The 22125-nt window shown below is 71.8% G+C and carries 18 protein-coding genes; 11 read left to right on the top strand and 7 right to left on the bottom strand.

Annotation, left to right across the window (positions count from 1 at the left end; all coding sequences use genetic code 11):
• The first annotated feature begins 180 nt into the window (after nt 1-180).
• A complete protein-coding gene (locus ACMCNO_RS10120) occupies nt 181-2301 on the top strand; it encodes a HelD family protein (protein WP_412749146.1) in 2121 nt (706 codons plus the stop codon).
• On the opposite strand, the gene ACMCNO_RS10115 is transcribed toward ACMCNO_RS10120, so the two are convergent.
• On the bottom strand, nt 2302-3297 hold the full coding sequence (locus tag ACMCNO_RS10115) for an SMP-30/gluconolactonase/LRE family protein (RefSeq protein WP_412749145.1): 996 nt from the start codon (nt 3295-3297) through the stop codon (nt 2302-2304).
• A gap of 133 nt (nt 3298-3430) precedes the next feature.
• Here ACMCNO_RS10115 and ACMCNO_RS10110 point away from each other — a divergent pair, with 133 nt between their 5' ends.
• The 3 genes from ACMCNO_RS10110 to surE all read left to right on the top strand — a co-directional run bounded on the left by ACMCNO_RS10110 (nt 3431) and on the right by surE (nt 5734).
• Nucleotides 3431-4345, top strand: a complete 915-nt coding sequence (locus ACMCNO_RS10110; RefSeq protein ID WP_412749144.1) for a cation diffusion facilitator family transporter — start codon at nt 3431-3433, stop codon at nt 4343-4345.
• A 149-nt stretch (nt 4346-4494) separates the two neighbouring features.
• Nucleotides 4495-4800, top strand: a complete 306-nt coding sequence (locus ACMCNO_RS10105) for a hypothetical protein (RefSeq protein WP_412749143.1) — start codon at nt 4495-4497, stop codon at nt 4798-4800.
• A gap of 94 nt (nt 4801-4894) precedes the next feature.
• A complete protein-coding gene (gene surE / locus ACMCNO_RS10100) occupies nt 4895-5734 on the top strand; it encodes a 5'/3'-nucleotidase SurE (RefSeq protein ID WP_412749142.1) in 840 nt (279 codons plus the stop codon).
• Between the two features lie 81 nt (nt 5735-5815).
• Here the strand turns inward: surE and ACMCNO_RS10095 are convergent, their stop codons facing one another.
• On the bottom strand, nt 5816-6184 hold the full coding sequence (locus tag ACMCNO_RS10095; RefSeq protein WP_412749141.1) for an STAS domain-containing protein: 369 nt from the start codon (nt 6182-6184) through the stop codon (nt 5816-5818).
• A gap of 890 nt (nt 6185-7074) precedes the next feature.
• Here ACMCNO_RS10095 and ACMCNO_RS10090 point away from each other — a divergent pair.
• The 4 genes from ACMCNO_RS10090 to ACMCNO_RS10075 all read left to right on the top strand — a co-directional run bounded on the left by ACMCNO_RS10090 (nt 7075) and on the right by ACMCNO_RS10075 (nt 10484).
• Entirely contained in the window at nt 7075-7692 is a 618-nt protein-coding gene (locus tag ACMCNO_RS10090) for a trypsin-like serine peptidase (protein ID WP_412749140.1), read from the top strand.
• 38 nt (nt 7693-7730) lie between these two features.
• Nucleotides 7731-8144 (top strand): hypothetical protein, encoded by a 414-nt coding sequence (locus tag ACMCNO_RS10085; RefSeq protein ID WP_412749139.1) that lies wholly within the window; start codon nt 7731-7733, stop codon nt 8142-8144.
• Nucleotides 8145-8157: 13 nt separating this feature from the next.
• The gene (locus ACMCNO_RS10080) at nt 8158-9672 is read left to right on the top strand and encodes a serine/threonine-protein kinase (protein ID WP_412749138.1); all 1515 of its coding nucleotides are present in this window, start codon (nt 8158-8160) and stop codon (nt 9670-9672) included.
• Nucleotides 9673-9818: 146 nt separating this feature from the next.
• Complete coding sequence (locus ACMCNO_RS10075) at nt 9819-10484, top strand: hypothetical protein (RefSeq protein ID WP_412749137.1); 666 nt, start codon at nt 9819-9821, stop codon at nt 10482-10484.
• Nucleotides 10485-10527: 43 nt separating this feature from the next.
• On the opposite strand, the gene ACMCNO_RS10070 is transcribed toward ACMCNO_RS10075, so the two are convergent.
• The 3 genes from ACMCNO_RS10070 to argS all read right to left on the bottom strand — a co-directional run bounded on the left by ACMCNO_RS10070 (nt 10528) and on the right by argS (nt 16016).
• Entirely contained in the window at nt 10528-12315 is a 1788-nt protein-coding gene (locus ACMCNO_RS10070) for a bifunctional metallophosphatase/5'-nucleotidase (RefSeq protein ID WP_412749136.1), read from the bottom strand.
• A 98-nt stretch (nt 12316-12413) separates the two neighbouring features.
• A complete protein-coding gene (locus tag ACMCNO_RS10065; RefSeq protein WP_412749135.1) occupies nt 12414-13580 on the bottom strand; it encodes a helix-turn-helix domain-containing protein in 1167 nt (388 codons plus the stop codon).
• A 735-nt stretch (nt 13581-14315) separates the two neighbouring features.
• Complete coding sequence (argS, locus tag ACMCNO_RS10060; RefSeq protein ID WP_412749134.1) at nt 14316-16016, bottom strand: arginine--tRNA ligase; 1701 nt, start codon at nt 16014-16016, stop codon at nt 14316-14318.
• A 240-nt stretch (nt 16017-16256) separates the two neighbouring features.
• Between argS and ACMCNO_RS10055 the strand changes: the two genes are divergently transcribed.
• Nucleotides 16257-16706 (top strand): protein phosphatase, encoded by a 450-nt coding sequence (locus ACMCNO_RS10055; RefSeq protein WP_412749133.1) that lies wholly within the window; start codon nt 16257-16259, stop codon nt 16704-16706.
• A gap of 47 nt (nt 16707-16753) precedes the next feature.
• Nucleotides 16754-17194 carry a nuclear transport factor 2 family protein gene (locus tag ACMCNO_RS10050; RefSeq protein ID WP_412749132.1) on the top strand — a complete coding sequence of 147 codons (441 nt, stop codon included), beginning with the start codon at nt 16754-16756 and terminating at the stop codon, nt 17192-17194.
• 60 nt (nt 17195-17254) lie between these two features.
• On the opposite strand, the gene ACMCNO_RS10045 is transcribed toward ACMCNO_RS10050, so the two are convergent.
• The gene (locus ACMCNO_RS10045; RefSeq protein WP_412749131.1) at nt 17255-18799 is read right to left on the bottom strand and encodes an aldehyde dehydrogenase family protein; all 1545 of its coding nucleotides are present in this window, start codon (nt 18797-18799) and stop codon (nt 17255-17257) included.
• 269 nt (nt 18800-19068) lie between these two features.
• On the opposite strand from ACMCNO_RS10045, the gene ACMCNO_RS10040 reads away from it, so the two are divergent.
• The gene (locus tag ACMCNO_RS10040) at nt 19069-20256 is read left to right on the top strand and encodes a methyl-accepting chemotaxis protein (protein WP_412749130.1); all 1188 of its coding nucleotides are present in this window, start codon (nt 19069-19071) and stop codon (nt 20254-20256) included.
• Between the two features lie 133 nt (nt 20257-20389).
• On the opposite strand, the gene ACMCNO_RS10035 is transcribed toward ACMCNO_RS10040, so the two are convergent.
• Entirely contained in the window at nt 20390-21985 is a 1596-nt protein-coding gene (locus ACMCNO_RS10035; protein WP_412749129.1) for a M1 family metallopeptidase, read from the bottom strand.
• Between the last annotated feature and the right edge of the window lie 140 nt (nt 21986-22125).

Raw genomic sequence — 22125 nt, 5'->3', positions numbered from 1 at the left:
CCGACGAGCCCGAGCTGCCAAGATCTAACGGAACGTTTGCTGAGGGCGACACGGTGCAGTCACCCGGGGGCGTGCCGACATCGACGCGAGCCCCCCGACAGGAGTAGGTTCGATTGCCCCCTGGCGCCGTACAGGTGGCACCCGTGTCGCCGACCGCGTTCTTCCAGGAGCCTGACCACCTTGACCGACGCCACCGTCCTGCAACAGGAGATCGCCGCCGAGCAGCAGCACGTCGACCGGGTGTACGCCCGGCTCGTCGAGTTGCGCCGGGATGCCTCCCGCGCCGAGAAGGAGGGATACCAGCTCGCCGGCGTGGGCACGTTCGGGGCACTCGTCGAACGCGACGCGATGGTCTTCCACGCGGCCCGGCGCCGCCATGCCCTCGACACGGAGTACGAGGGCCTGGTCTTCGGCCGGCTCGACCTGGCCACCGGCGCGGTGCACCACGTCGGCCGGATGGGTATCCGCGATGAGCAGTCGCGCCCGCTGGTCGTCGACTGGCGGGCCCCGGCGGCGGCCGCGTTCTACCGGGCCACGGCCGCCGAGCCGCTCGGGGTGGTGCGGCGGCGGATGATCCAGTCCCGGGGTGAGCGGGTCACCGGCATCGAGGACGACCTGCTGGACCCCGAGGCGGCCCCGCCCGACATGCGGGTGGTCGGCGACGGCGCGCTGCTGGCCAGCCTGTCCCGGGCCACCGGGCGGGGGATGCGCGACATCGTCGCGACGATCCAGCGCGAGCAGGACGAGGCGATCCGCTCGCCCGCCGCCGGGGTCACCGTGGTCACCGGCGGCCCGGGCACCGGCAAGACCGCGGTGGCGCTGCACCGGGCGGCGTACCTGTTGTATTCCGACCGCAACCGCTTCGCGGGCGGCGGCATCCTGGTGGTCGGGCCGTCCGGGGTCTTCGTGGACTACATCGCGACCGTCCTGCCGTCGCTGGGCGAGGACACCGCGACGCTGCGCTCGCTGGGTTCGATGATGGTGGGCTACGACGCGAGCCGGGTCGACTCGACCACGGTGGCCGCGGTGAAGGGCTCGCTGAAGATGCGTACGGTGCTGGAACGCGCGTCGCACGACGCGGTGCCGGGCGGGCCCACCGAGCTGCGGCTGCTGTACCGGGGCACCCTGCTGCGCCTGGACGCCGCCGAGCTGGACCGGATCCGGCGCCGGGCGCTGCCCAAGGGCGCGCGCCGCAACGAGGTCCGGGGCGTGGGCTTCGACGGGGTGTTCGCGGCGCTGTGGACCCAGGCCCGGGCCCACCTGCGCACCCTGCCGGAGCGTGCGGACTTCGAGGCGGAGCTGGCGGACCGCCAGGACTTCCGCGAGTTCCTGAAGGCATGGTGGCCCCGGTTCACCCCGATGCGGGTGCTGCGCTGGCTGGCCGACCCGGACCGGCTGCGCGCGTACGGCGAGGGGGTGCTGTCGCAGGCGGAGATCCGGCTGATGCAGGGCGCGTTCGACGCGCTCGCCGAGCAGGGCCCGACGATCGCGGACGTGGCGTTGCTGGACGAGCTGGACGAGCTGATGGGTCGCCCCCGGCAGCCACAGCGGCGCAGCCGGGACCCATTCCACGTCCGGGACGGGGTGCGTGAGGTCAGCACGTACGCCGACCGGCAGGCGGCGGCCCGGGCCCGGCGGATCCGCCGCGACGACGACTACCGCGACTACGCCCACGTGGTGGTGGACGAGTCGCAGGACGTGTCGCCGATGCAGTGGCGGATGATCGGCCGCCGCGGCCAGTACGCATCCTGGACCATCGTCGGGGACCCGGCCCAGACCGCCTGGGCGGGTGACCCCGCGGAGCTGGACCGGGCCCGCGACCGGGCGCTGGGTTCCCGGGCCCGCCGCACGTACGCGCTGACCACCAACTACCGCAACTCGTCCGAGATCTTCGCGGTCGCCGCGTCGGTGATCCGTTCGATCATGCCGGACATGCCGCTGCCGTCGGCGGTGCGCAGCACCGGGGTCGAGCCGGTCGACGTCGTGGTGAACGCTCGCGTGCTGCCCGCGGCGGTGCGCGAGGCCGCGGAGAAGCAGCTCGCCGAGGTGGAGGGCACGGTCGGGGTGATCACCCCGGTGCCGCGCCACGACGAGGTGGCCGGGTGGGTGTCCGGGTTGCCGGAGCGGGTCCAGGTGGTCACCGCGCTGGAGGCCAAGGGCATGGAGTACGACGCGGTCGTGCTGGTGGAGCCCGGCGAGATCGCGGTGGACCGCGCCGGGGTCCGCACCCTGTACGTGGCGTTGTCCCGGGCCACCCAGCGCCTGACCACGGTCGGCACCGACCTGGCCTGGCATCCCTGATCAGGGCCGGGGCACCGCCACGGCGGTGTACGACGTGTCCGGCAGCTGCGGCGTGGTGAACCGGGCGTTGGGCAGGTAGAACCGGTCGCCGAATTCGGCGATGGTGGTGGGCACGTCGAACCGCGGGTCGCTGGTGCGCGACAGCACGGTTCCCCGGGTGGCCCGGCGATCCAGCTTGATCTTGGCGATCCGGTTCAGCCGGTTCTGTACGACGTAGAGGGTGCGGCCGCGCAGCCACATCCCGTCGCCGTTGGGCACGCTCTCGCCGCCGAGGTCGATCCGCCGCGTCACCCCGTCGTGGTTCACCCGGAAGAGCAGTCCCGTGCCGGACTGCACGATGATCAACCCGCGGCCGTCCGGGGTGGCCGTGATCCCGTTGGCGTTGAAGCTCGCCGGGTCCCACCTGATGTCCCCGCTCAGCGGCACAGCGGTCGCGGCCGTGGGCAGTTCTCCGTAGGCGCCGAGCGGCAGCCGGAACAGCACCGGGTTGACCGAGTCGGTGAACCATGCGGACCCGCCCGCGAGCACGACGTCGTTGATGAACGCCGGGACGTGCTGCAGCCGGTATGACCGCAGGACCCGGCCGGTCGCGGCGTCGAGCACCCGGGCGTCGCCGCCGCTGCCCCCGGCGACGAACAGGCGCCCCCGCGCGTCGAGCTTCATGCCGAGTGACCCGGTGCCGGGGCCCTGGCTGATGGTCCGCCCGCGCCCCGTGCGCAGGTTCACCCGGTAGATGTCACCGTCGACGCGGGACCCGAAGTACGCGTAGGCGGTGGCGCCGATGGCGATGCCCTCGGGCGCGAAGCCGTCCGGCAGCCGCAGCACCGCGGGCCCGGCAAACGTCGGTCCGGACGGCTGCTCGAGGGGCGTGGGGCGCACGGCGGGCAGGGCGGCCGCCCGGTCGGGGGCGGGTGCGGGATGGGCCGAGGCGGGCGGGGTGAGGGCGGTGACGCCCGCCACGGCGAGCGCGACAATCGCGAGAGTACGTCCGGACACGAAGCTTCCTTCCCGACAAATGGAACATTCCTCTCGCTGATACCCCAGTCAGCCACCGAACCGCAACTTGCATACATAGCGATGTGAACATACATTGACCGCGGCGCCGCGCCGCGCCGGAAAGGTGGGGCAGATGGGAGCCGGGCACGACCACGGAGGTCAGGCACTGCGCGCCGGTGCGCGCCACCGCGCCCGGCTGTGGTGGGCCGCCGCCCTGCTGGCCGCGTTCCTGATCGTGGAGGCCGCGGTCGCCATCGGCACCGGCTCGCTGGCACTGCTCTCCGATGCCGGACACATGTTCACCGATGTGCTCGGCATCGCCATGGCGCTGGCCGCGATCACCGCCGCCGCCCGGGCGGGCACCCATTCGCAGCGCACGTTCGGCCTGTACCGGCTCGAGGTGCTGGCCGCGCTGGCCAACGCGGTGCTGCTCACCGGCGTCGCCATCTATGTGCTGATCGAAGGGGTCCGCCGGTTCACCGAGCCGCCGCCCGTGCCCGCCGCGCCGATGCTGGTGGTGGCCACCGCCGGGCTGGTGGTCAACCTGGTCGCGTTCGCGCTGCTGCGGGCCGGGGCCCGGGAGAGCATCAACGTACGCGGGGCGTACCTGGAAGTGATCGGCGACCTGATCGGCTCCGCCGGGGTGATCGTCGCCGCCGCGATCATCGCGCTCACCGGCTGGTCGTACGCGGACCCCATCGTCGCGGTCGTGGTGGCCCTGATGATCCTGCCGCGCACGTTCGGCCTGGCCCGCTCCGCGATCCGCATCCTCGTGCAGGCCGCGCCCGCGCACCTGGACGTGGCGCTGGTACGCGATCGGCTGGCGGCCGTACCAGGGGTCTGCGGGGTGCACGACCTGCACCTGTGGACCTTGACCTCGGGCATGGAGGTGGCCTCCGCCCACCTGCAGCTCGAGCCGTCCGCCGAACTCGGGGCGGTGCTGGCCACGGCCCGGCACGCCCTGCACGAGGACTTCGCGATCGAGCACGCGACGCTACAGGTCGAGCCCGCGACCGGCGGCGGCACCTGCGCCCCCGCCGATTGGTGAACAACTATGGCGATCATCACAGCTCACCGGGCACGATCGTCACAACCGTCACGGACTGGGCCGACGGCCGGATCGCGAACCCCGGCCTCCCTACACTTCGTGGCTATGCAAAAACGGAGGGAAACCATGGGCAAAAGCGGAGGGAAACCATGGCTGGGACAGTGATCCATCAACCCCGCGTCGCATGGCAGGGCGCGCAGGCGTTCGTCCGCGCCGCGGAAGGGCCTGAGTACACCGCGTTCGCCGGCCGGGTGGTCAGCCGTCTCGGCGCCGACCTCTACGGCGAACTGGCCGACACCCGCGAACGCCTGCTGACCGCCGCCGCCGCGACCGGTGGCGACCGCCGGGCGGCGGACATCGAGTTGGGCCGGTGGCGGGTACGGCTGGAAGACCTGCTGCGTACGCACCCCGAACTGGCCGGTGCGGTCCTGGATCTCAGCGCCGAGCCGCACTGAGGTCAACTTCGCCGATCCCGCCACGCGTATCCGGCACATCGGTGACACTTGGGGGCATGAATGCGCCCGTGCCCCATCCCACGCAGGCGCCCGCATGACCAAGCCCAGAATTCTCATCACCAACGATGACGGCATCGACGCACCCGGCCTGCGCTGGCTTGCCCGGGCGGTCGCCGGCGCCGGGCACGACGTGGTCGTGGCCGCCCCGCTCACCGAGGCCAGCGGCAGCAGCGCCGCCGTGACGGCCGTCGAGCAGGACGGCAAGATCGTGGTGCAGCCCCGCGAGCTGCCCGGGACCACCAACGTGACCGCGTACGCGGTGGCCGCCTCGCCCGCGTTCATCGTGCTGCTGGCGCTGCGGGAGGCGTTCGGCCCGGCCCCCGCCATCGTGTTGTCCGGCATCAACCGCGGCGCCAACGCGGGCACGGCCGTCATCCACTCCGGCACGGTGGGGGCGACCCTGACCGCCTCCCACGCCGGGCTCCACGGTCTCGCGGTGTCCCTGGACGTCCTGACCCCGGCTGCCGCCACCACGATCAGCGGAGGCGCGGCAATGGACCGCGGCGACGACGAGCGCCGCCACTGGAGCACCGCGGCCGACCTGGCCGTGCAGCTGCTGCCCACTCTCGTGCACACCCCGCCGGGCACGGTGCTCAACCTCAACGTGCCGGACCTGCATCCCGACGGCATCCGGGGACTGCGCCGTGCCGGGCTGGCCCGGTTCGGCCAGGTCCAGATGAGCATCGCCGAGGCGGGCGAGGGCTACATCCGTACGGCCGTGCAGGCGGCCGACGAGCCGCTGGAGGAGGGCACCGATCTGGCGGCCCTCGCCGACGCGTACGCGGTGGTGACGCCGCTGCGCTCCCCCGGCGAGGCCCTGGACGTCCGGCTCCAGCTGGAGGGCGTCCATTTCGCCGTCCCCGCACACAGCTAGGGCACGGCGCACAGGCCAGGGGACGGCGCCCAGCTGGGCGCGCCGCTCGGTGGGCCTACGGCGCTCAGGCAGGCACGGCGCTCAGGCGCCGGACACCGCGGGTTGCTCGGCTGACTGGTCAGGGCCGTCGTGCGGTGCGGGCGTGCCGAACAGGCCCAGCAGCCCGGCCACCCACAACTGGCGGTGCGCGAACCGGCTCGGCTGGGTCACCACGAGCTGGGTGCCGCCGATGCGGGCCAGCTGGAAGGCCGCCACGAGGGCGCTGATCCCGGTGGAGTCGATGAACGTGACAGCTTGCATGTTGAGTTCGATCCGGGCCGGCTTGGCCGCGTCGAGCTGGGCGGCGACTGCTTCCCGGATCTCGTAGGCGTTCTCGACGTCGATCTCGCCGACCGGCGAGATCTCCACCGCGCCTGCGGCCAGCGTCGACGTCAGTATCGACAGCGTCACGGCACTACCTCCACCCGCCCGGGATGCCCCGGGCGTCTCCTCTGTGCGCGGGCCGCGACGCAGCGTATTGCCCCGCCTACGGCGACCCGTCGCCGGGGGGCGCACACATCGTCCCCCGCTGGGCTCTGGTGAAACTGCCCGAAAGGCTAGTCCGCGAACCTGACAGGCGGCTGTGCGCCCCATATGAAACAAGCCCAGCTTATCGAGCAACGTCCACTCAATTACCCAGGGTGATTTGAGTCACAACCGACTGTAACGGCACTCGAACAGGTGGCCGTCTGGTACGCGGCGCCCTTCCAGCCGGAGCCGCGCACGCCGAGAAGTTCCGTTCATGTCCACCCCTGATGTCGAGACTTGTGCATTTCTTCCCTAGCGCGGACCGCATCGACTTTGCCACTCCCGGCGTTCACATTTGCCGTACAGATCTGCCGGCGGGTCGAATCCTGTGAACAAATGCATGAGCCACCCGCACGCCGAATCGCCGGCCCGGCATGAGCAATTGAGAATAATCAATTTGATTCGTAATCGAATGTCGTCTACGGAAAGGGGGTTCCGTAGAGATCAATCAGGTCCGTCACCGGCGATCGCCCTGACGTTGACGCCGAGCGGGGGCGCGGTGGCCCGGGGGCGCAGCCGTCCACCGCGGCGTCCGGCGACGTGAGTACGGTCGCCCCGCACGGCCGACGGCCAGGCCGTCACCAGCCCGGCCGCCGTCGCGGCGCTGGAGCGTGCTGGACCCCCACGCATGGCCGCCGCCGTGGATCTGGACCTGACGGTGCCGGACACCACCGGGCCGAGTACCCGCACCCCGCAGGGCGAGCCCGGCAGCATCGCACCCGTCCAGCCCCGAGGGGCATGTGCGCGCTGAATCAGTCCATATCGTCGGCAAGGTGTACGTGACCGTGCCCGACGACCCGGGCCAGTGCTCGGCAAGTGCGCTGAGCAGCGCAAAGTGTCGTCTCGTCCGGACCGCTGGCCACTGCGTGCACGCCGGGGCGGGCGGCGGCCGGTACTCGGACTTCATCTTCGTGCCGGGGTTCGCCGGTGGGAGGTTTCGTGTGACCGCCCGTACGGCGTGGGTCAACAACAGCAACAACGATGAAGACACGGCCATCGCGATCATGACCAACGGCGGAATCTACGACGCCACGGTCGGCGGCAAGGGTCTGCGATGGAACCGGGGCTACCAGGTCGCGGTGACCATTCTCGGCTATCCCGCGGGTGGCGGCTTCCCGGGTGACGTCCAGGACTTCTGCCAGGGCACCACCTGGAACGGCCACAACCAGCAGGTCCGGGCCTGGTGCAACAGGAAAACCACCCCCGACAGCGTCGTGAGTCACCGCCACGACAACCCCGACCACATGGACCGGCCGCACTTCGACAACGACATCAAGAGCCTCTACGACTACGCCGAAGGATGTCACCGGCGTGATCCGCGTCCGATGAACGGCGGAGTCCCGGCAATGGCGCCGGGCCTTCGTCGTGGTGCGACCTCCCAGCCGGTATGACGACCGGATGGTGGCGATTTCTCACGGCGGTGAGAATCATGTCGATCGCAGGATGCGGCCACGGTGACGCCGCCGAGCCCGACCGTCCCCTGGCCGGTCCGCGGTGGTCGGTGGCGACACTGGTGGAGCGCGACACGGCGGCCTCCGTCCCGGCCGGCGCCGAGGCGTACCGGGTCTTCGAGGCCGGGCGGGTCACCGGCTCGGCCGGGCTGCACGCCACTCGACGGGTTCCGTCACCCACAGCGATTCGACAATCACTGTCCTACCGCATCATCGGCGCCCGGCTCGCGCTGACCCATCCGGACGGCCGGGCGCTGCAGTTGCGGGCCGCCTCCCGAACGCGCGCCACGCCACACCGTCGGCTGCGGGACAGCGGCCCGTGGACCTCGCTCGGTACAGTTGGGCGCGACTTACTCCGGCTCAACGTCGGACCCCTTGCCCGCCTCGATTAGATAAGGTCCGCTGGTGCTCAGTTCGGGACACCTTCTGGACAACCGCTACCGGTTGGACGAGCGCATCGCCACGGGTGGCATGGGCGATGTGTGGCGCGGCACGGACATCGTGCTCGGCCGCACCGTCGCCGTGAAGGTGTTGCGGCAGAACATGATCTCCGACCCGGAGTTCGCCGCGCGCTTCTACGGTGAGGCCCGGATGATGGCGGCGTTCCGCCACCCGGGCGTGGTCGAGGTGTACGACTACGCCAGCGCCGGTGACCCCGCCGACGAGACCCAGTGCGCATACCTGGTGATGGCGTATGTCGACGGGGAGCCGCTGTCCACCCGGCTCAAGGAGCAGGGCCACCTCGAGGTCGCCGAGACGATGTCGATCGTCGCCCAGGCCGCGGACGCGCTGCACGCCGCCCACCTCAACGGCACGGTGCACCGCGACGTCAAGCCCGGCAACCTCATCGTGAAGCCGAACGGCACCGTGATCCTGGTCGACTTCGGCGTCGCCCGCTCGAACGCGGTCACCAGCGTCACCGGCCTCAACGCGATCGTCGGCACCGCCCTGTACATGGCCCCCGAGCAGGTGGCCAAGGGCAATGTCACCCCGGCCACGGACATCTACGCGCTCGGTGCGGTGGCCTACCACTGCCTGGCCGGCCATCCGCCGTTCGACGGGGACAACGCGCTGCAGGTGGCGCTGCGCCACCTGGAGGATGAGCCCGAACCGCTGCCCGACGACGTGCCCCAGCCGATCCGCGAGCTGATCAGCCGAGCCATGGCGAAGGCACCGGACGAGCGCTTCGCCAGCGCGGCCGAGTTCGCGGATGCGGCGCTGGCGGCGGCCGGTCCGATGGACTGGCGATCCCTCACGGCCACCGGCATGACCACAGCCCACCTGACCGGGACCCGCCTGGCCAGCCCGGCCGGTGCCCGGCTGACCGGCACCCAGCTCACCGCCCCACCGCGGACGGTGCCGGTCCCCCGTGCCCCGGTCGCCGACCCGCCCCCGCGCAGCCTCGGTCAGCGCAGCCGGCTGGCGGGACTGCTGATCCTCCTGGGGCTGTGCGCGGTCGTCGGCGGCTTCGCCATCGCCTTCGCCTCGATGGGCAGCGGCGACGGCAAGTCCAACGACCGCACCCAGAACCCGCCCTCGGCCGAGGTCAGCACGGACGCCGGGATCACGGACGACCCGGTGGAGCCCATCCGCACGGTGGGGCCGACCAAGGCGCCCAACAAGCCGGTCAGCACCCCCCAGCACCAGAACTCCTCCGCGTCGGCCATCCCGTCGACCCCGCCGTCCGCGCCCCCGTCGACCACCACCCCGCCGACGGAGACGCCCACGACGACCCCGCCGACGCAGGCGACGACCACCACCCCGACGCAGACCACCACGACGACACCGGCCACCACCCCGACGACCGGCGGAGGCGACGGCACCGGCCCGGGCGCGGAGGCCGGTCCGGTGGAAAAGGGCCCGGCGGAAAAGGGCTCGGTGGAAAAGGGCTCGGCGGAGAAGGCTGCCACCACTCCCTGACCTGGGGCGCCGAAGGTCAATCCGGCACTGAGGTGAACCAGAGCGAGACTTGAACACGGCGGCGATCAAGTCCGCCGGGGTCGCGCCGATGGGGCGGGAACTGGCGCGGTTGGTGCAACCGGGCCGCCGTTGGAAGGGCCCCCCACATGACGACTCAGGCTTCGTACGGCCAGGACTTCGCGGGTTACCCGCGACCGTCCGACCCGTACTCCTCGGCGCCCCTGCTGCCGCAGCCGCAGTACCCGACCGCGCCGCCGTGGGCACCGCCGCCGACGGCCCCGCCCAGCGCGTACGACCTGGACGCCCCGCACCTGCGTCACGGACAGGTACTGGTCCGTTACCCGGAGGAGCTGCGGCTGGCGGCCCAGCCCCGGCCGCCCGCGGCGTGGCCCGTAGCGGTGTGGACGCTGCTGTTCGGCGTCTTCGGTGCCATCCCCGCGCGCCGCCGCGCCGCGAAGGCACGGCGTATCCGGGCGTCGGCGGCGCCGTACTGGATCGTCTTCGGCGTTTCGCTGGCGCTGGGTGCCCTCATCACGGCGGGCGTGGGCCAGACGCTCGTCCTGCCCGAGTACCTCGAGCTGCGCGAGGGCGCGGTGCTCAAGCAGCTTCAGGAGAACATCGTCGCCGACGGCGAGCTGCCGAATGCGGCGAAGATGACCGCGACCACGGCGACCTGTCAGCCGCTCGACGAGCGCGGCGATGACGGCCTGCGCAACTACGAGTGCGCGCTCACGCTGGCCGACGGGCGCGCGCGCACGGTGCGGGTGACCGCGGACTCGCACGGCGACTGGACGCTCGTGAAGCGCCACTGATGCCGGGTGGGCGTGCCTCGCACGGACACGCCCACCGGAGGAGTCAGAAGACGGGCACTCCCCCGCGCGTCAGCCGCCAGTTGGCGACGAAGAAGTCCGCGGGATCGATCCGGCCTTTGGCCTGCGCCCAGTCGATGAGCAGCTGACGGATCTCCTGCTGGGCGTTGTAGACCTGCGGCTTCACGATGCCGGGGAAGTTGCCCCCGCCGCTGCGGCGGTAGTTGTTCACCGCGACGACGAAGCGGGCGTCGGCCGCCACGTCGGCACCACCGGAGCGCAACCCGCTGATCCGCTCCCCCACCGGCCGGCTGATGTCGATGTCGTAGTCCACGCCGGACAGGATGTCGTAGTTGTAGTCCGGGACCGCCGGGTCGCTCATCGTCGCCGGATCCACCGGCGCCTGCGGGTCCAGCGTCACGAAGTACTTCGCCGAATACTCCAGGTACGCCTTCACCTCCGCACCGGTGAGCACCACCGCCTCGAGCGTGTTGTCGTAGATGTACAGCCCGGCAACGTCCTTGATCTTCACCTCGCCCTGCGGGAAGACCGCGGTCCGGCTGAACGGCGCCGCGATCGACAGCACCGGCAGCCCCGCGTGTTCCGTGCCGGCCAGCGCCGCGGCGACCGTGTCGGTCTGCACCTTGTTGATGAAGTCCAGGATCGGCGTGTCCCGCAGGCGCGACTCCGCGGCCGACAGCTCCTGCGTGGACGTGGCGACGACCTGGTTCACATACGCGACCGTCTTGGCGTGCTGGGCCCGCACCGCCGCGAGCACGTCCGGGTCCTCGGCCACGGCGTTGGTGTTGAGGGTGGCCGCCTTCTTGTCGGTGACGACCCAGCGGCCCTGCTCGCGGGTCAGCGTGAAATCCATCCGGGTCAGCCGCTGGCCCCACTTCGACGGCTCCGACAGCAGTACCTGAGCGCCGGTGGCGTCGTTGGTGACGAACCGCTGCGGAACCTCCGCGTGGGCGTGCCCGAACAGGATCGCGTCGATGCCCGGCACCTGCTGCGCGATCAGCGCACACGGGTTCTCGTTCGGCAGTTCCGGCCCGTAGCTGGACGTGCCGCTGTCGCCGCCGTGCGCGCTGACCAGCACCAGGTCGGCCCCGCGGGCGCGGATGATCGGCACCCAGTGCGCGGCCGTGGCCACCATGTCGCGGAACTCCAGCTTGCCTGCCACGTTGCCGCGGTCCCAGATGGCGACGCCGGGGTTGGTCAGCCCGAGGATGCCCACGCGCAGCACCGGCGCGCCGTGGCCCAGCGACACCTTCTTGATCACGTACGGGGTGAAGGCCGGCCGGTCCGTGCCCGCGTGCACCGCGTTCGCGGCCAGGGCCGGGAAGCCGAGCTGGCGGATCCACAGATTCAGCAGCGGCAACCCGTAGTTGAACTCGTGGTTCCCCAGCGTCACCGCGTCGTAGCGCAGCACGTTCATCGCCCGCGACATCGGGTGCTTCTCACCGGTCGAGGTGATCGGCTCCTGCTTGGCGTAGTACGTGGCCAGTGGGGTGCCCTGGATCGTGTCGCCCGCGTCGAGCACCAGCGTGGCCTTGCCGCAGCGCTGCTCCCGGATCTGGTTCACCAGGGCGGCGAGCTTGGCCACGCCGACGTCGTTGTGCGCCTTGTCGTCGAATTCCCGGTCGGAGTAGTAGTCCCAGTTGTAGACGTTGCCGTGGGTGTCGGAGGTGCCGAGCACGGTGAGGTCGTAGGTCTTCGCGGCCGGGCGGGGCGGCGCGGCCTGAGCGCTGCCGGCAGCCGCGACCGGGGCGGCGACGGAGGCGGCCGCGGCGGCGAGGATGCTGCGCCGCGACACACGGGAGGGGAGGGTCATCGTGGGCCTTTCGGGGGGATCGGTACGGCGCCTCGTGAGCGCCTCCCGCACCCTAACGGCCCAGACATCGACGAGCGAGAGTGGCTTGGCGGCGGCCCTCAACCGAGCCCGTGCAGCGCCTCCCGGAAGTCGTTGGCCGCCGATTCGTTCGGGAATCGCCGGTGCAACTCGACGTCCAGTTCCCCGGCCACCATCAGCAGAGACGGCAGAGACTTTCGTCCACCACCCAATGCCGCCACGCCGGTCGTCACCGCCTGTTCGAGATCGCCCGCGCGGGCGGCCACGGCGGCCAGGGTCAACCGGGCTTCCGCCATGCGCATCGGCGCCTTCTCCCCGGCCGGTCCCGCGCCCAACCTCAACACCGTACGGGCGTGGTGGGCCGCCAACTCGTCATCCCCGGCCAGCCGGTAGGCGTCCATGGCGTAGAAGTCCCATTTGTCGGGGTCAACCGCGAAGTGGTTGTCCGGCCGATCCGGCGTCCCCAACCCGTCGAGCAGCGCCCGGCCCCGACCCAATGCATCGCGCACCGCGTCCAGGTCGCCGAGACGCGCGAACGCCTTGGCCTCCTGCCCCGCCAGCTGGACCGCCGCCGACCCCGCAGGCGCCACCGACTGCCCGGCACGGGAGGCAGACAGCACCGACCGAAACTGAGAATGCGTCAACGCGAACCAGGCGGCCATCTCATGCGACCACGCCACGATCTCCGGATGCCCGGCCTCATCGCCCAACTGCCGAGCCGCCACTCGGGTGGCCTCGGCGCCGGCACGCATCCCCATGTCGTACTCGACGCATCCCACCAGCAAGGCCAGCCAGCCTGCCGCGACGAGCAGCTCCCGATGCGCAGTCAGGCCCGTCGGCCGGCGTAGCAGGCGTGCCACCTCGCGCAACCACACGTGCGCCTCCACCCGTAGGTCGGCGGCCGGCCGGGTGGCGTATCTGCAGCACAGGTCGAGGACCGTGGCCTGCAGCGCCTCGATGCTTGGCGGCGCCGCGTCATTCGCCCGCAGCCGGGACAACAACTCGGCCGTCTCCCACGGGCGCACGTCGTTCGCGGCCACGACGTCCAGATGAGACGCAGCAACCACGTCGCCACGCGCACCCAGCACATCATCGATCCGGTGCGCCAACTCCGCCGTTGGTCGCCGTGCGCCGTTCTCGATACGCGACAGGTGGCCCTTGTCGCAGGGGATGGCGGCCGCCAGCTCGGCCAAGGACAACCCGCGTTCGTTCCGCAACGCGCGGACCCGTTGCCCGAATGCCGCCATGGCGACCTCCCCGACGCGGCCTCGTCCGGCCGCTGACATGACCAGTACCTGCGCACCCGTTGCGGGGTTGCCGAACCCACCGAGCAACCCGCAACCCGTTCCTCCGGCAACGGTACCGCCAGAAGCTGGTGTCCAAGACGCGGAACGCAACCGATCGGAGGTCACGCATGCGCCCTTGGCCACGCTGGAAACGGCGGACCCGAGCGATCGAGCCGGCAGCTGCCGCTGAGGAAGCAGAACGAGTCGCCGCCAGGCAACGCATTCTTCGCATGGCCCGCGACCGCCGTCCCGAATGGAACACCCCCACGGCGGTCCACCGACAGCTCCTGGCACCTGGCCAGGCCGCCCGGGGGTGTGCCGGACATCAAGGCACTGTGGACGGACGAGTCCACGCGATCGTGACCTTCCGCAACGCCGACGAACCCCGCGCCCTGGCCGGACGGCTCATCGCCACAGCACACCGGCACCGGGACGGCTGGCTCCTCCACATGCCCGACGTCGGGACGGCGGACCATCCCTCGATCGAGGACGCTGTGGCCGCCGTGAGCCATGCCACCGGAATGACACGAATCCTGATGGTATTGACGACGGCCGACTGCCCTGGATCGGCGCCGCCTTGCCGTTCCCACGGGCATGGCGGCTGACCTGCAGAAACGGCCGCTACATCCCATCAGCAGCCGAACTACTTGACCGCTAGCAGCTCCTGTACCGAACCATCGGCAGCTCGCCGTACTGTCACAGACGGTCCGGGGTGGCGATGCCGAGCAGTTCCAGGCCCTGCCGCAACGTCCGGGCGGTCAGGTCGCACAGCGCCAGCCGGCTGGCCCGCACCTCCGGCGGCGCCGTCAGCACGGGACACCGCTCGTAGAACGCGCTGAACGCGGTGGCCAGCCCGTACAGGTAGCCGGTGAGCCGATGGAAGTCGAGCGAGCGGCCAGCCTCGTCCAGCACGGGCGCGAAGCCGATCAGCTCCAGCGCCAGCGCCCGCTCGGGTGCCTCGGTCACCAGCACCGGTCCCGGTGCGGCGTCGCCGGCCTTCCGGAAGATCGAGCTGATCCGGGCGTACGCATATTGCAGGTAGGGGCCGGTGTTGCCGGTCAGGGCCAGCATCCGGTCCCAGTCGAACACGTAGTCCGAGCGCCGATCGGTGGACAGGTCGGCGTACTTGATCGCTCCCGTGCCGACCAGCCTGCCGACCCGGTCCAGCGCGGCCGGGTCCAGCTCCGGTGTCTTCGCCGCGGCGAGCGCCGAGGCCCGCTGGACCGCCTCGTCGAGCAGCTCGGCCAGTTTCACCGTCCCTCCCGCCCGGGTCTTCAGCATCCGGCCGTCCGCGCCGAGGATCGAACCGAACTCGACATGCTCGGCGGACACCCCGCCGGGCAGCCAGCCCGCTTCCCGGGCCACCGCGAACACCAGCTGGAAATGGGTGCGCTGCGGTGAACCGACCAGGTACAGCAGCCGGGTCGCGCCGAGGGTCCGTACCCGGTGGCGCAGGGCGGCGAGGTCGGTCGCCGCGTACCCGTAGCCGCCGTCGCCCTTGCGGACGATCAGCGGGAGCGGCTCGCCGTCGCGGCCGGTGAAGCCGGCCGGGAAGGCGCACAGCGCGCCGTCGCTGACCCGCAGCAGGCCCTTGCCGTCCAGTTCGGCCACGACGGAGTCGAGCTGGTCGTGATAGCTGCTCTCGCCCGCGAAGTCGGCCGCGGTCAGGCTCACGCCGAGCAGGTCGTAGACCGCGAGGAAGTACCGCTCGGACACCGCCACCAGCCGCCGCCACAGCCCCAGCGTCTCCTCATCGCCGCTCTGCAGGGCCACCACCCGCAACTGGGCCCGCCGCTTGAACTCCGGGTCGGCGTCGAACTTCAGCCGTGCCGCCTGGTAGAACGCGGTCAGGTCGGCTACCGACCCCTCCCCCGCGTCGCCGAGATCGACCAGATGCTCGATCAGCATTCCGAACGGCGTCCCCCAGTCGCCGAGGTGGTTGGCCCGGATCACGGTGTGGCCCAGCCATTCGAGCAGCCGCGCGGCGGCGTCCCCGATGACCGTCGAACGGAGATGGCCGACGTGCATCTCCTTGGCCACGTTGGGCGCGGAGTAGTCCACGACGACCGTCTCCGGCTTGCCGGTGACCGGCACGCCGAGCCGCGGGTCGGCCGCGACCGTGTTCGCCAGATCCGCGATCAGCTCGTCGGTGACCGCCAGATTCACGAAGCCGGGACCGGACACCTCCGCGACCGCGACCCCTGCCAGGTCGGCGCGGGCCACCACCTCGGCCGCGATCTCCCGCGGGGCCCGGCCCAGGCGCCGGGCCAGCGGCAACGCCGCCCCGGACTGGAAGTCGGCGTGCTGGGAACGCCGCACGGCCGGATCCACGTCACCACCGGCGACGGCGGCGAAAGCGGCGGCGAGCCGGTCGGAGAGCAGAGCTTCGAGATTCATCGGCAGACCCCTTTGACGGTACGCAGGGAGGGCGGGCCGATCCGTGCCACAGACAGTGACGCCGGCGGGTCGACCCGCCGGCGGAAGACATGCGTCAGCGCTGGCGGACGGGGCGGACCCGGCGTCGCGCGCGACGGACGCAGCTGCTGTGCATAGCGACCATGCTAGCGGCTGCGGCGGTCCGCCGGGGTCCCTGAAACGCGCGGCGCACGACTGGCCGTGGTGCACCAGGATGGGGTGATGCGTGAGGTTCCGATGGAGAGCGCCGGGTGGGAGCGGGATGCCCCTGGGGTGCTGGCGCTGCCGTCCGGGCGGCTGATCCGAGGCCGGGCGCTGCGCCGCCCGCTACCGCCGGGCCCCGCCCCGCAGTACGCGGTCTACCTGCTGGGCACGTCACCGCCGCCGGTGCCGTGGGCCAGTTGCTGGGTGCCGTGGCCGGACTTCCGGCTGCCCACCGACCGGGCGCTGGCCGCGCGCGTGCTGCGGGACGCGTGGGCTCGGGCGGCGGATCAGCGGATCGAGGTGGCCTGCGCGGGCGGGCGCGGCCGGACCGGGACGGCGCTGGCCTGCCTGGCGGTGCTCGACGGCGTTCCGGCCACGGACGCGGTCGCCTACGTGCGGGCGGGATACGACCATCGGGCGGTGGAGACCCCCTGGCAGCGCCGCTTCGTCACCCGCTTTCCGTCCTGACCGGTCGTGGTGGCCGCCCCACCGAACCGCCCAGTAGGCTGGAAAAAGTGACCTACACCCCGAAAGAACTCTATGAACGGTACGTGTGGACCGGAATGTCCCGCGACGCGCAGGCGCAGGCGGCCCTGTTCACCCCGGACGGTGTCTTCGAGGCGCCCCTGCTGCCGGCCGACTCCCCGGCGCCCCGGCGCATGCAGGGCCACGACGAGCTGGGCCCCGGGCTCGCCGCGTACCACCGGCTGGCCGCCGGGGAACGGCGGGCGGACCCGCAGCGCTCCCGGTTCGTCTGGCACACCACCGACGACCCCGACGTGTTCATCGCGGAGGTCGACACCGTGATGACCGGCGAGGGCCCCGACCTGACCATCTCGCTCGTGCAGATCCTGCGGGTACGCGACGGCCGGATCGCGAGCCTGCGGGACTACTTCGATCCCGGCCTGCTGGCCGGCGACCCGGCGGAAACGGGCGGGACGGCGGCGAGAACGTAGACGGCGACCGAGCGCAGCGTGCAGGGGGACACGGACCACACGCTGCGCCGGCCGCCGGGTTCAGGGATGGCCCGGATCGCGGTCGCCGCCCGGGATGTTGCCGTTCAGGCGGTCGCCGGGCCCGACCGTGACCGCCCGCACCAGGTGGTCGCCGCCCGCCAGCGCGCCGATCCACGACGCGTCCCGGCCGACGGGCTGTTCCGCTCGCTCGCCGCGGGAGCGGGGGTGGTTGATGCCGACCCGGAACGCCCGCACATCCCGGGCGAGCTTGGCGGCCAGGTCCTCGTCGTCGACCGCGAGGCTGGCCACCGGCGCGCCGTCCGAGGCGTTCATCTCGGACAGCAACTCGTCCTCGGTGTCGGCCACGACGATGGTGTCGACCGGGCCGAACGGCCCGGCGGGCCGGCGCCGTCCGGCCCGACCCGGCCGGACAAGCAGCGCGGTCGGGGCCACGTACGCGCTGGTGTCCTGCCCGTCGAGGAACCGGCCCGCCTCGGGCGAGCCCCGGTGCAGCGGCACGGCGCCGCCGTTGATCGCCTCGTCGACCTCGCGCCGCAGCTCGGCGGCCGTGGCCGCGCTGATCAGCGGACCGTAGTCCAGGTCGGGTAGCGAGTCGCCGGCCGCGGCGACGGCCAGCGGGTGGCCGAACCGGACCGCTTTGAGGACCGGCAGATACGCGCCGAGGAACCGGTCGACCAGTTTGCGCTGCACGACGAAGCGCCGGTACGCGGTGCCGTGCTGCTTGCCGTACTCGAAGCCGGTGCGCAGGTGGCCGACGAGCCGGTCCCACTGGGAGAACTCCCAGATCCCCCACGCGTTGCCGCTGTCCTGCTCGATGATGTGCCGCCGGCCGGAGTCGACCAGCGCGGCCGCGAGGTCCCCGCCGTCGGAGCGGGCGCCGACGGAGGTGACCGCCCCGATCTCGCGGGAGCGGACGAGCACCGGGGACAGCTCCGTGCCGCAGCCGGACAGCAGGGTGACCGGCAGCCCGGCACGGGCCATGATGGCGTGCGCGATCGTGAGGCCGACCGCCCCGCCCTGCGACGGGATCTTCGCGATGACCGCGTTTCCGGCCAGCAACTGCACGAGTTCGGCGTGCACGAGCACGCTCATCGGGTGGTGCCAGGAGGCCAGGTTGCTGACCGGGCCGGGCAGCGGATCACGGTCGCCGAGCTGGCGTTCGACCTGATCGACGGACCAGCGCACCGCGTCCAGCGCCCGGTCCACGTCGGCGCAGGCCTGTGGCCAGGGCACCCCGATCTCCCACACCTGCAGGAGGGCGAGCAGGTCACGCTGGGTGCTCAGCTCCTCCAGCGCCGCCAGCACCCGGGCCCGGCGCTCCGGCAGCCAGGTCGCGGACCACTGCTGGTGCTGGTCCGCGGCGTCGCGTACGGCCAGTGCGGCGGTCCGCGCATCGAGCCGGGACCTCGTGGCCAGGCGGCTGCCGTCGATCGGGCTGTGCAGGGTGACCGGCTGCCCCGCGTCCTGCCAGGCGCCGGAGAACAGGCTGCGCAGCCGGCCGGCGGCGAAGACCTCGGGAGTGACGGCGATGGCCCGGGACAGGACGTCGGCCCAGGCGGTGCCCGGGGCCAGGCGCAGTGTCATGGCGGGTCTCCCGTCGACGAGGCGGCGCGTTGCCTTACTGTGCCGAGAAGAATCCCGCTATCGCTACGCCAGATCGGTCGTCGCGGGGCCAATTCTTGGCTTCGTCGGAAGTTCCCGCAAAATTCTGTTCGGCCGCGGGCTGGCCGTGGCCGCCGGGCCTGGAGGGCAAATGTCTATCTCATCGGCACAAAGCTCGTTCTCCTGAGGCGCCAATCCTCAGACTTCTGGCCGTGCTGCCGATCACAGGGACGAGTCCCCCTGGAGGTTCCATGCAGTCGCTGTTCGACAAGCTGCCCGCGAAAGCCCGGGCCAGCCTCTCGATGCTCTTCCTCATCGGCGGAATGTTCGGACTGAGTTTCTACACCCGTTCGGTTCTCTCCACGGTCGCGGCGAAGCTGCCCCCGAACTCCGCCGGACAGCAACAACTGCAGGACCTCGCCGACGTCATGCTGTGGACTCCCCTGATCATCGCCCCGATCGGCCTGTTCTTCCTGGCGGCCACCTGGACCAAGATCGTCCGCGTGTTGAAGCACGACGCGCAGATCATCAGGATCGCCGCCGAGGGCGACCTCAGCCCCCGGATGCCGATCGTCGGCAAGGACGAGATGGGCCAGATGGCCGTCGCGTTCAACGCGATGATGGACCGGTTCCAGGCGACCGTGGACGGCATCCGGCAGGCCGTCGCGGAGGTCACCACGTCGGCCGGATCCCTGGAGCAGACCAGCATCACGATGACCGAGGCCGCCGCGGCCACGGCCAACGAGCTCGAGACGGTCGCGTACTCGGCCCGCCGGACCAGTACCGAGGTCGAGGCGATCGCGGACGGCACCCAGCAGATGCGCCAGGCCATCGCGGAGATCAGCAGCAACGCCAGCGAGGTCTCCCGGACGGCCGACGAGGCGGTCGCGGGGGCCGCCCGGGCGACCGGCAACGTCACCAAGCTGCACGAGTCCAGCCAGCAGATCAGTGATGTGCTGCAGACGATCAGCGCGATCGCCGCGCAGACCAACCTGCTCGCCCTGAACGCCACGATCGAGGCGGCCCGGGCCGGCGAGGCGGGCCGCGGATTCGCCATCGTCGCGGGCGAGGTGAAGGAGCTGGCGCAGGCCACCGCGGGCGCCACCGAGGAGATCGCCCGCCGGATCGAGGAGATCCAGCGCGACACCGGCGAGGCCGTCACCGCGGTCGGCGAGTTCACCGGCGTCATCGGCTCCATCGCGCAGCACCAGGTCACCATCGCGGCGGCGGTCGAGGAGCAGACCGCCACGACCGGCTCGATGGTGGACGGTGCCGCCACGGTGAGCGCCGGGGCGGAGCAGATCAGCCGGGCGATCAGCATGGTCAGCTCCGCGGCCACGGAGGTGCACGGCGCGGCGGACGAGACGCGGCGGGCCGCGGAGAGCCTGACCGGCACGGCCGGGCGGCTGCACGACCTCGCCTCGGTGTTCCGCTACTGACCCGCCGGTACCGGCCCGCCCGGCGTTGTGCCGGGCGGGCCGGACCGGACGTCACCCGCGCCGCAGCGGGCGTTCGCACTTACCGGGGCCGCGTGTTGCCCGTCCAGGGCGGCCCATGTCCAGGCGGCCCGGGTCAGCGGCCCGTGTGTATCAGACCCCGCAGACGGCGGGTCACCGCGTCCGTGCCGACCTGGGCACGGGCGGCGGCGCGTTCCTGGGCGGCGGCGGGCACGGGCTTGACCACCCAGTCCGGGTGCCCCGGCATCGGTGGCGTCTTCGACCCGTACAGCCAGGCGATCAGGAACGTGCTCAGGTCGCGGTGGGCGATCCGGGAAGCCAGCGCGATGAAGTCGTCCGTCGACACGGACCTGCCCTGGTACGCCCGCACCCACTCCCGCTCGAGCTGCCGGAACCGGTCAGCCCCGATCTTCTGCTCGAGCGCGTACAGGGCCAGCGCCCCGCCGTGGTAGACGTTGGGGTTGAAGACGTCCCAGATCGACGCCGAGCCCGCGGGCCGGGCCACCGGGCCGTAGCGGTCACGCCACTGGTCGCCGAGCGCGTACACCGCCTTGAACAGGGCCTCGCGGTTGTCGAAGTCGGTGTACTGCTTGAAGACCCCGGTCTGCTCGGCATAGAGCAGCTCGTACCAGGTGGCGTGGCCTTCGTTCTGCCAGACGTCGCTCCAGGACCGCGGCGCCACGCTGTCGCCGAACCACTGGTGGGCCAGCTCGTGGGCCATCACCGGATTGAGCACGAACGTGGGCGCGCCGAACAGCGACGTGTCGTACAGCGACAGCGTCTGGGTCTCCAGGGCGAAGCCGAGGTCACCGTCGATGACCAGCGAGCCGTAGTTCTCGAACGGGTACGGCCCGACCTGACGCTCCATCCAGGCGAGCTGGTCGCGCTCGATCGCCGCCTTCGGCAGCAGGGTGCTGGCGAGCCGGCGCGGCACGACGTCGCGGATCCGCACGCCATGCACCGCGGGCCGCTGGTGCACCAGGAAGTCGCCGACCGCGAGCTGCACCAGCTCGCTGGCCATCGGCCGGGACTCGCGGAAGGTGGAGACCGCGTATCCGGTGTGCCGCCGGACGCCGAGCGGGGTGCCGTTGGCGGTAGCGGTCCAGCCGGTCGGCGCCGTCAGCCGGATGGTGTACGTCGCCTTGTCACGCGGGTGGTCGTTGCTGGGGAACAGCAGGTGCGACGAGGCGGGCTGACCGGCCAGCACGGTGCCGTCCGGGGTGGTGACGAAGCCGACCGGAGCGTCGGCGTCCGGCACCACGGGGGTGGCGGTGAAGCCGGTGACCGTCACCCGGAACGGCTTGCGCTTGGGCAGCGGGGACTTCGGCGTGATGACCAGCTCGTCGCCGGAGCGCGTGAACGTGGCCCGGCGCCCGTTGACCGACACCCCGGCGACCGAGCCGCCGCCGAAGTCCAGATCGAACCGGGACAGGAGCTGGGTCGCGACCGCGGTGATGGTCACGTCCCCGGTGATCGTCTGCCGAGGATCCTTCTTCGGATACCGCAGGCGCAGGTCGTAGTCCCGGACGTCGTAGCCGCCGTTGCCGAGCAGCGGATACAACCGGTCGCCGAGGCCGGGCGCGCCGGGTCTCGGTGGCGGGCCCGCGGCAGCCGCGGGGGTGGCGGTGACGCCCAGGACGGCGGCGGCGCCGAACGCCACCAGGAGGGTCAGCCCGTTGGCCGACCGGCGGTTGCGAGACAAGGCTGTCATGGCAGCCGACGTTACCGGCGGCCTCGGACACGTATTTCGATTCGCCGAGCCACACCCCGATCGTGGCCGCGGAGCGCACCTTCCGGGACCACGGCGACTCCCCACCGAGCGCGCGCCGCGCGTACGCAATCATCCGCCGC

This window comes from Krasilnikovia sp. M28-CT-15, assembly GCF_047159595.1.
Lineage (GTDB): Bacteria > Actinomycetota > Actinomycetes > Mycobacteriales > Micromonosporaceae > Actinoplanes.
This window is presented reverse-complemented; position numbering and strand designations above follow the sequence as displayed.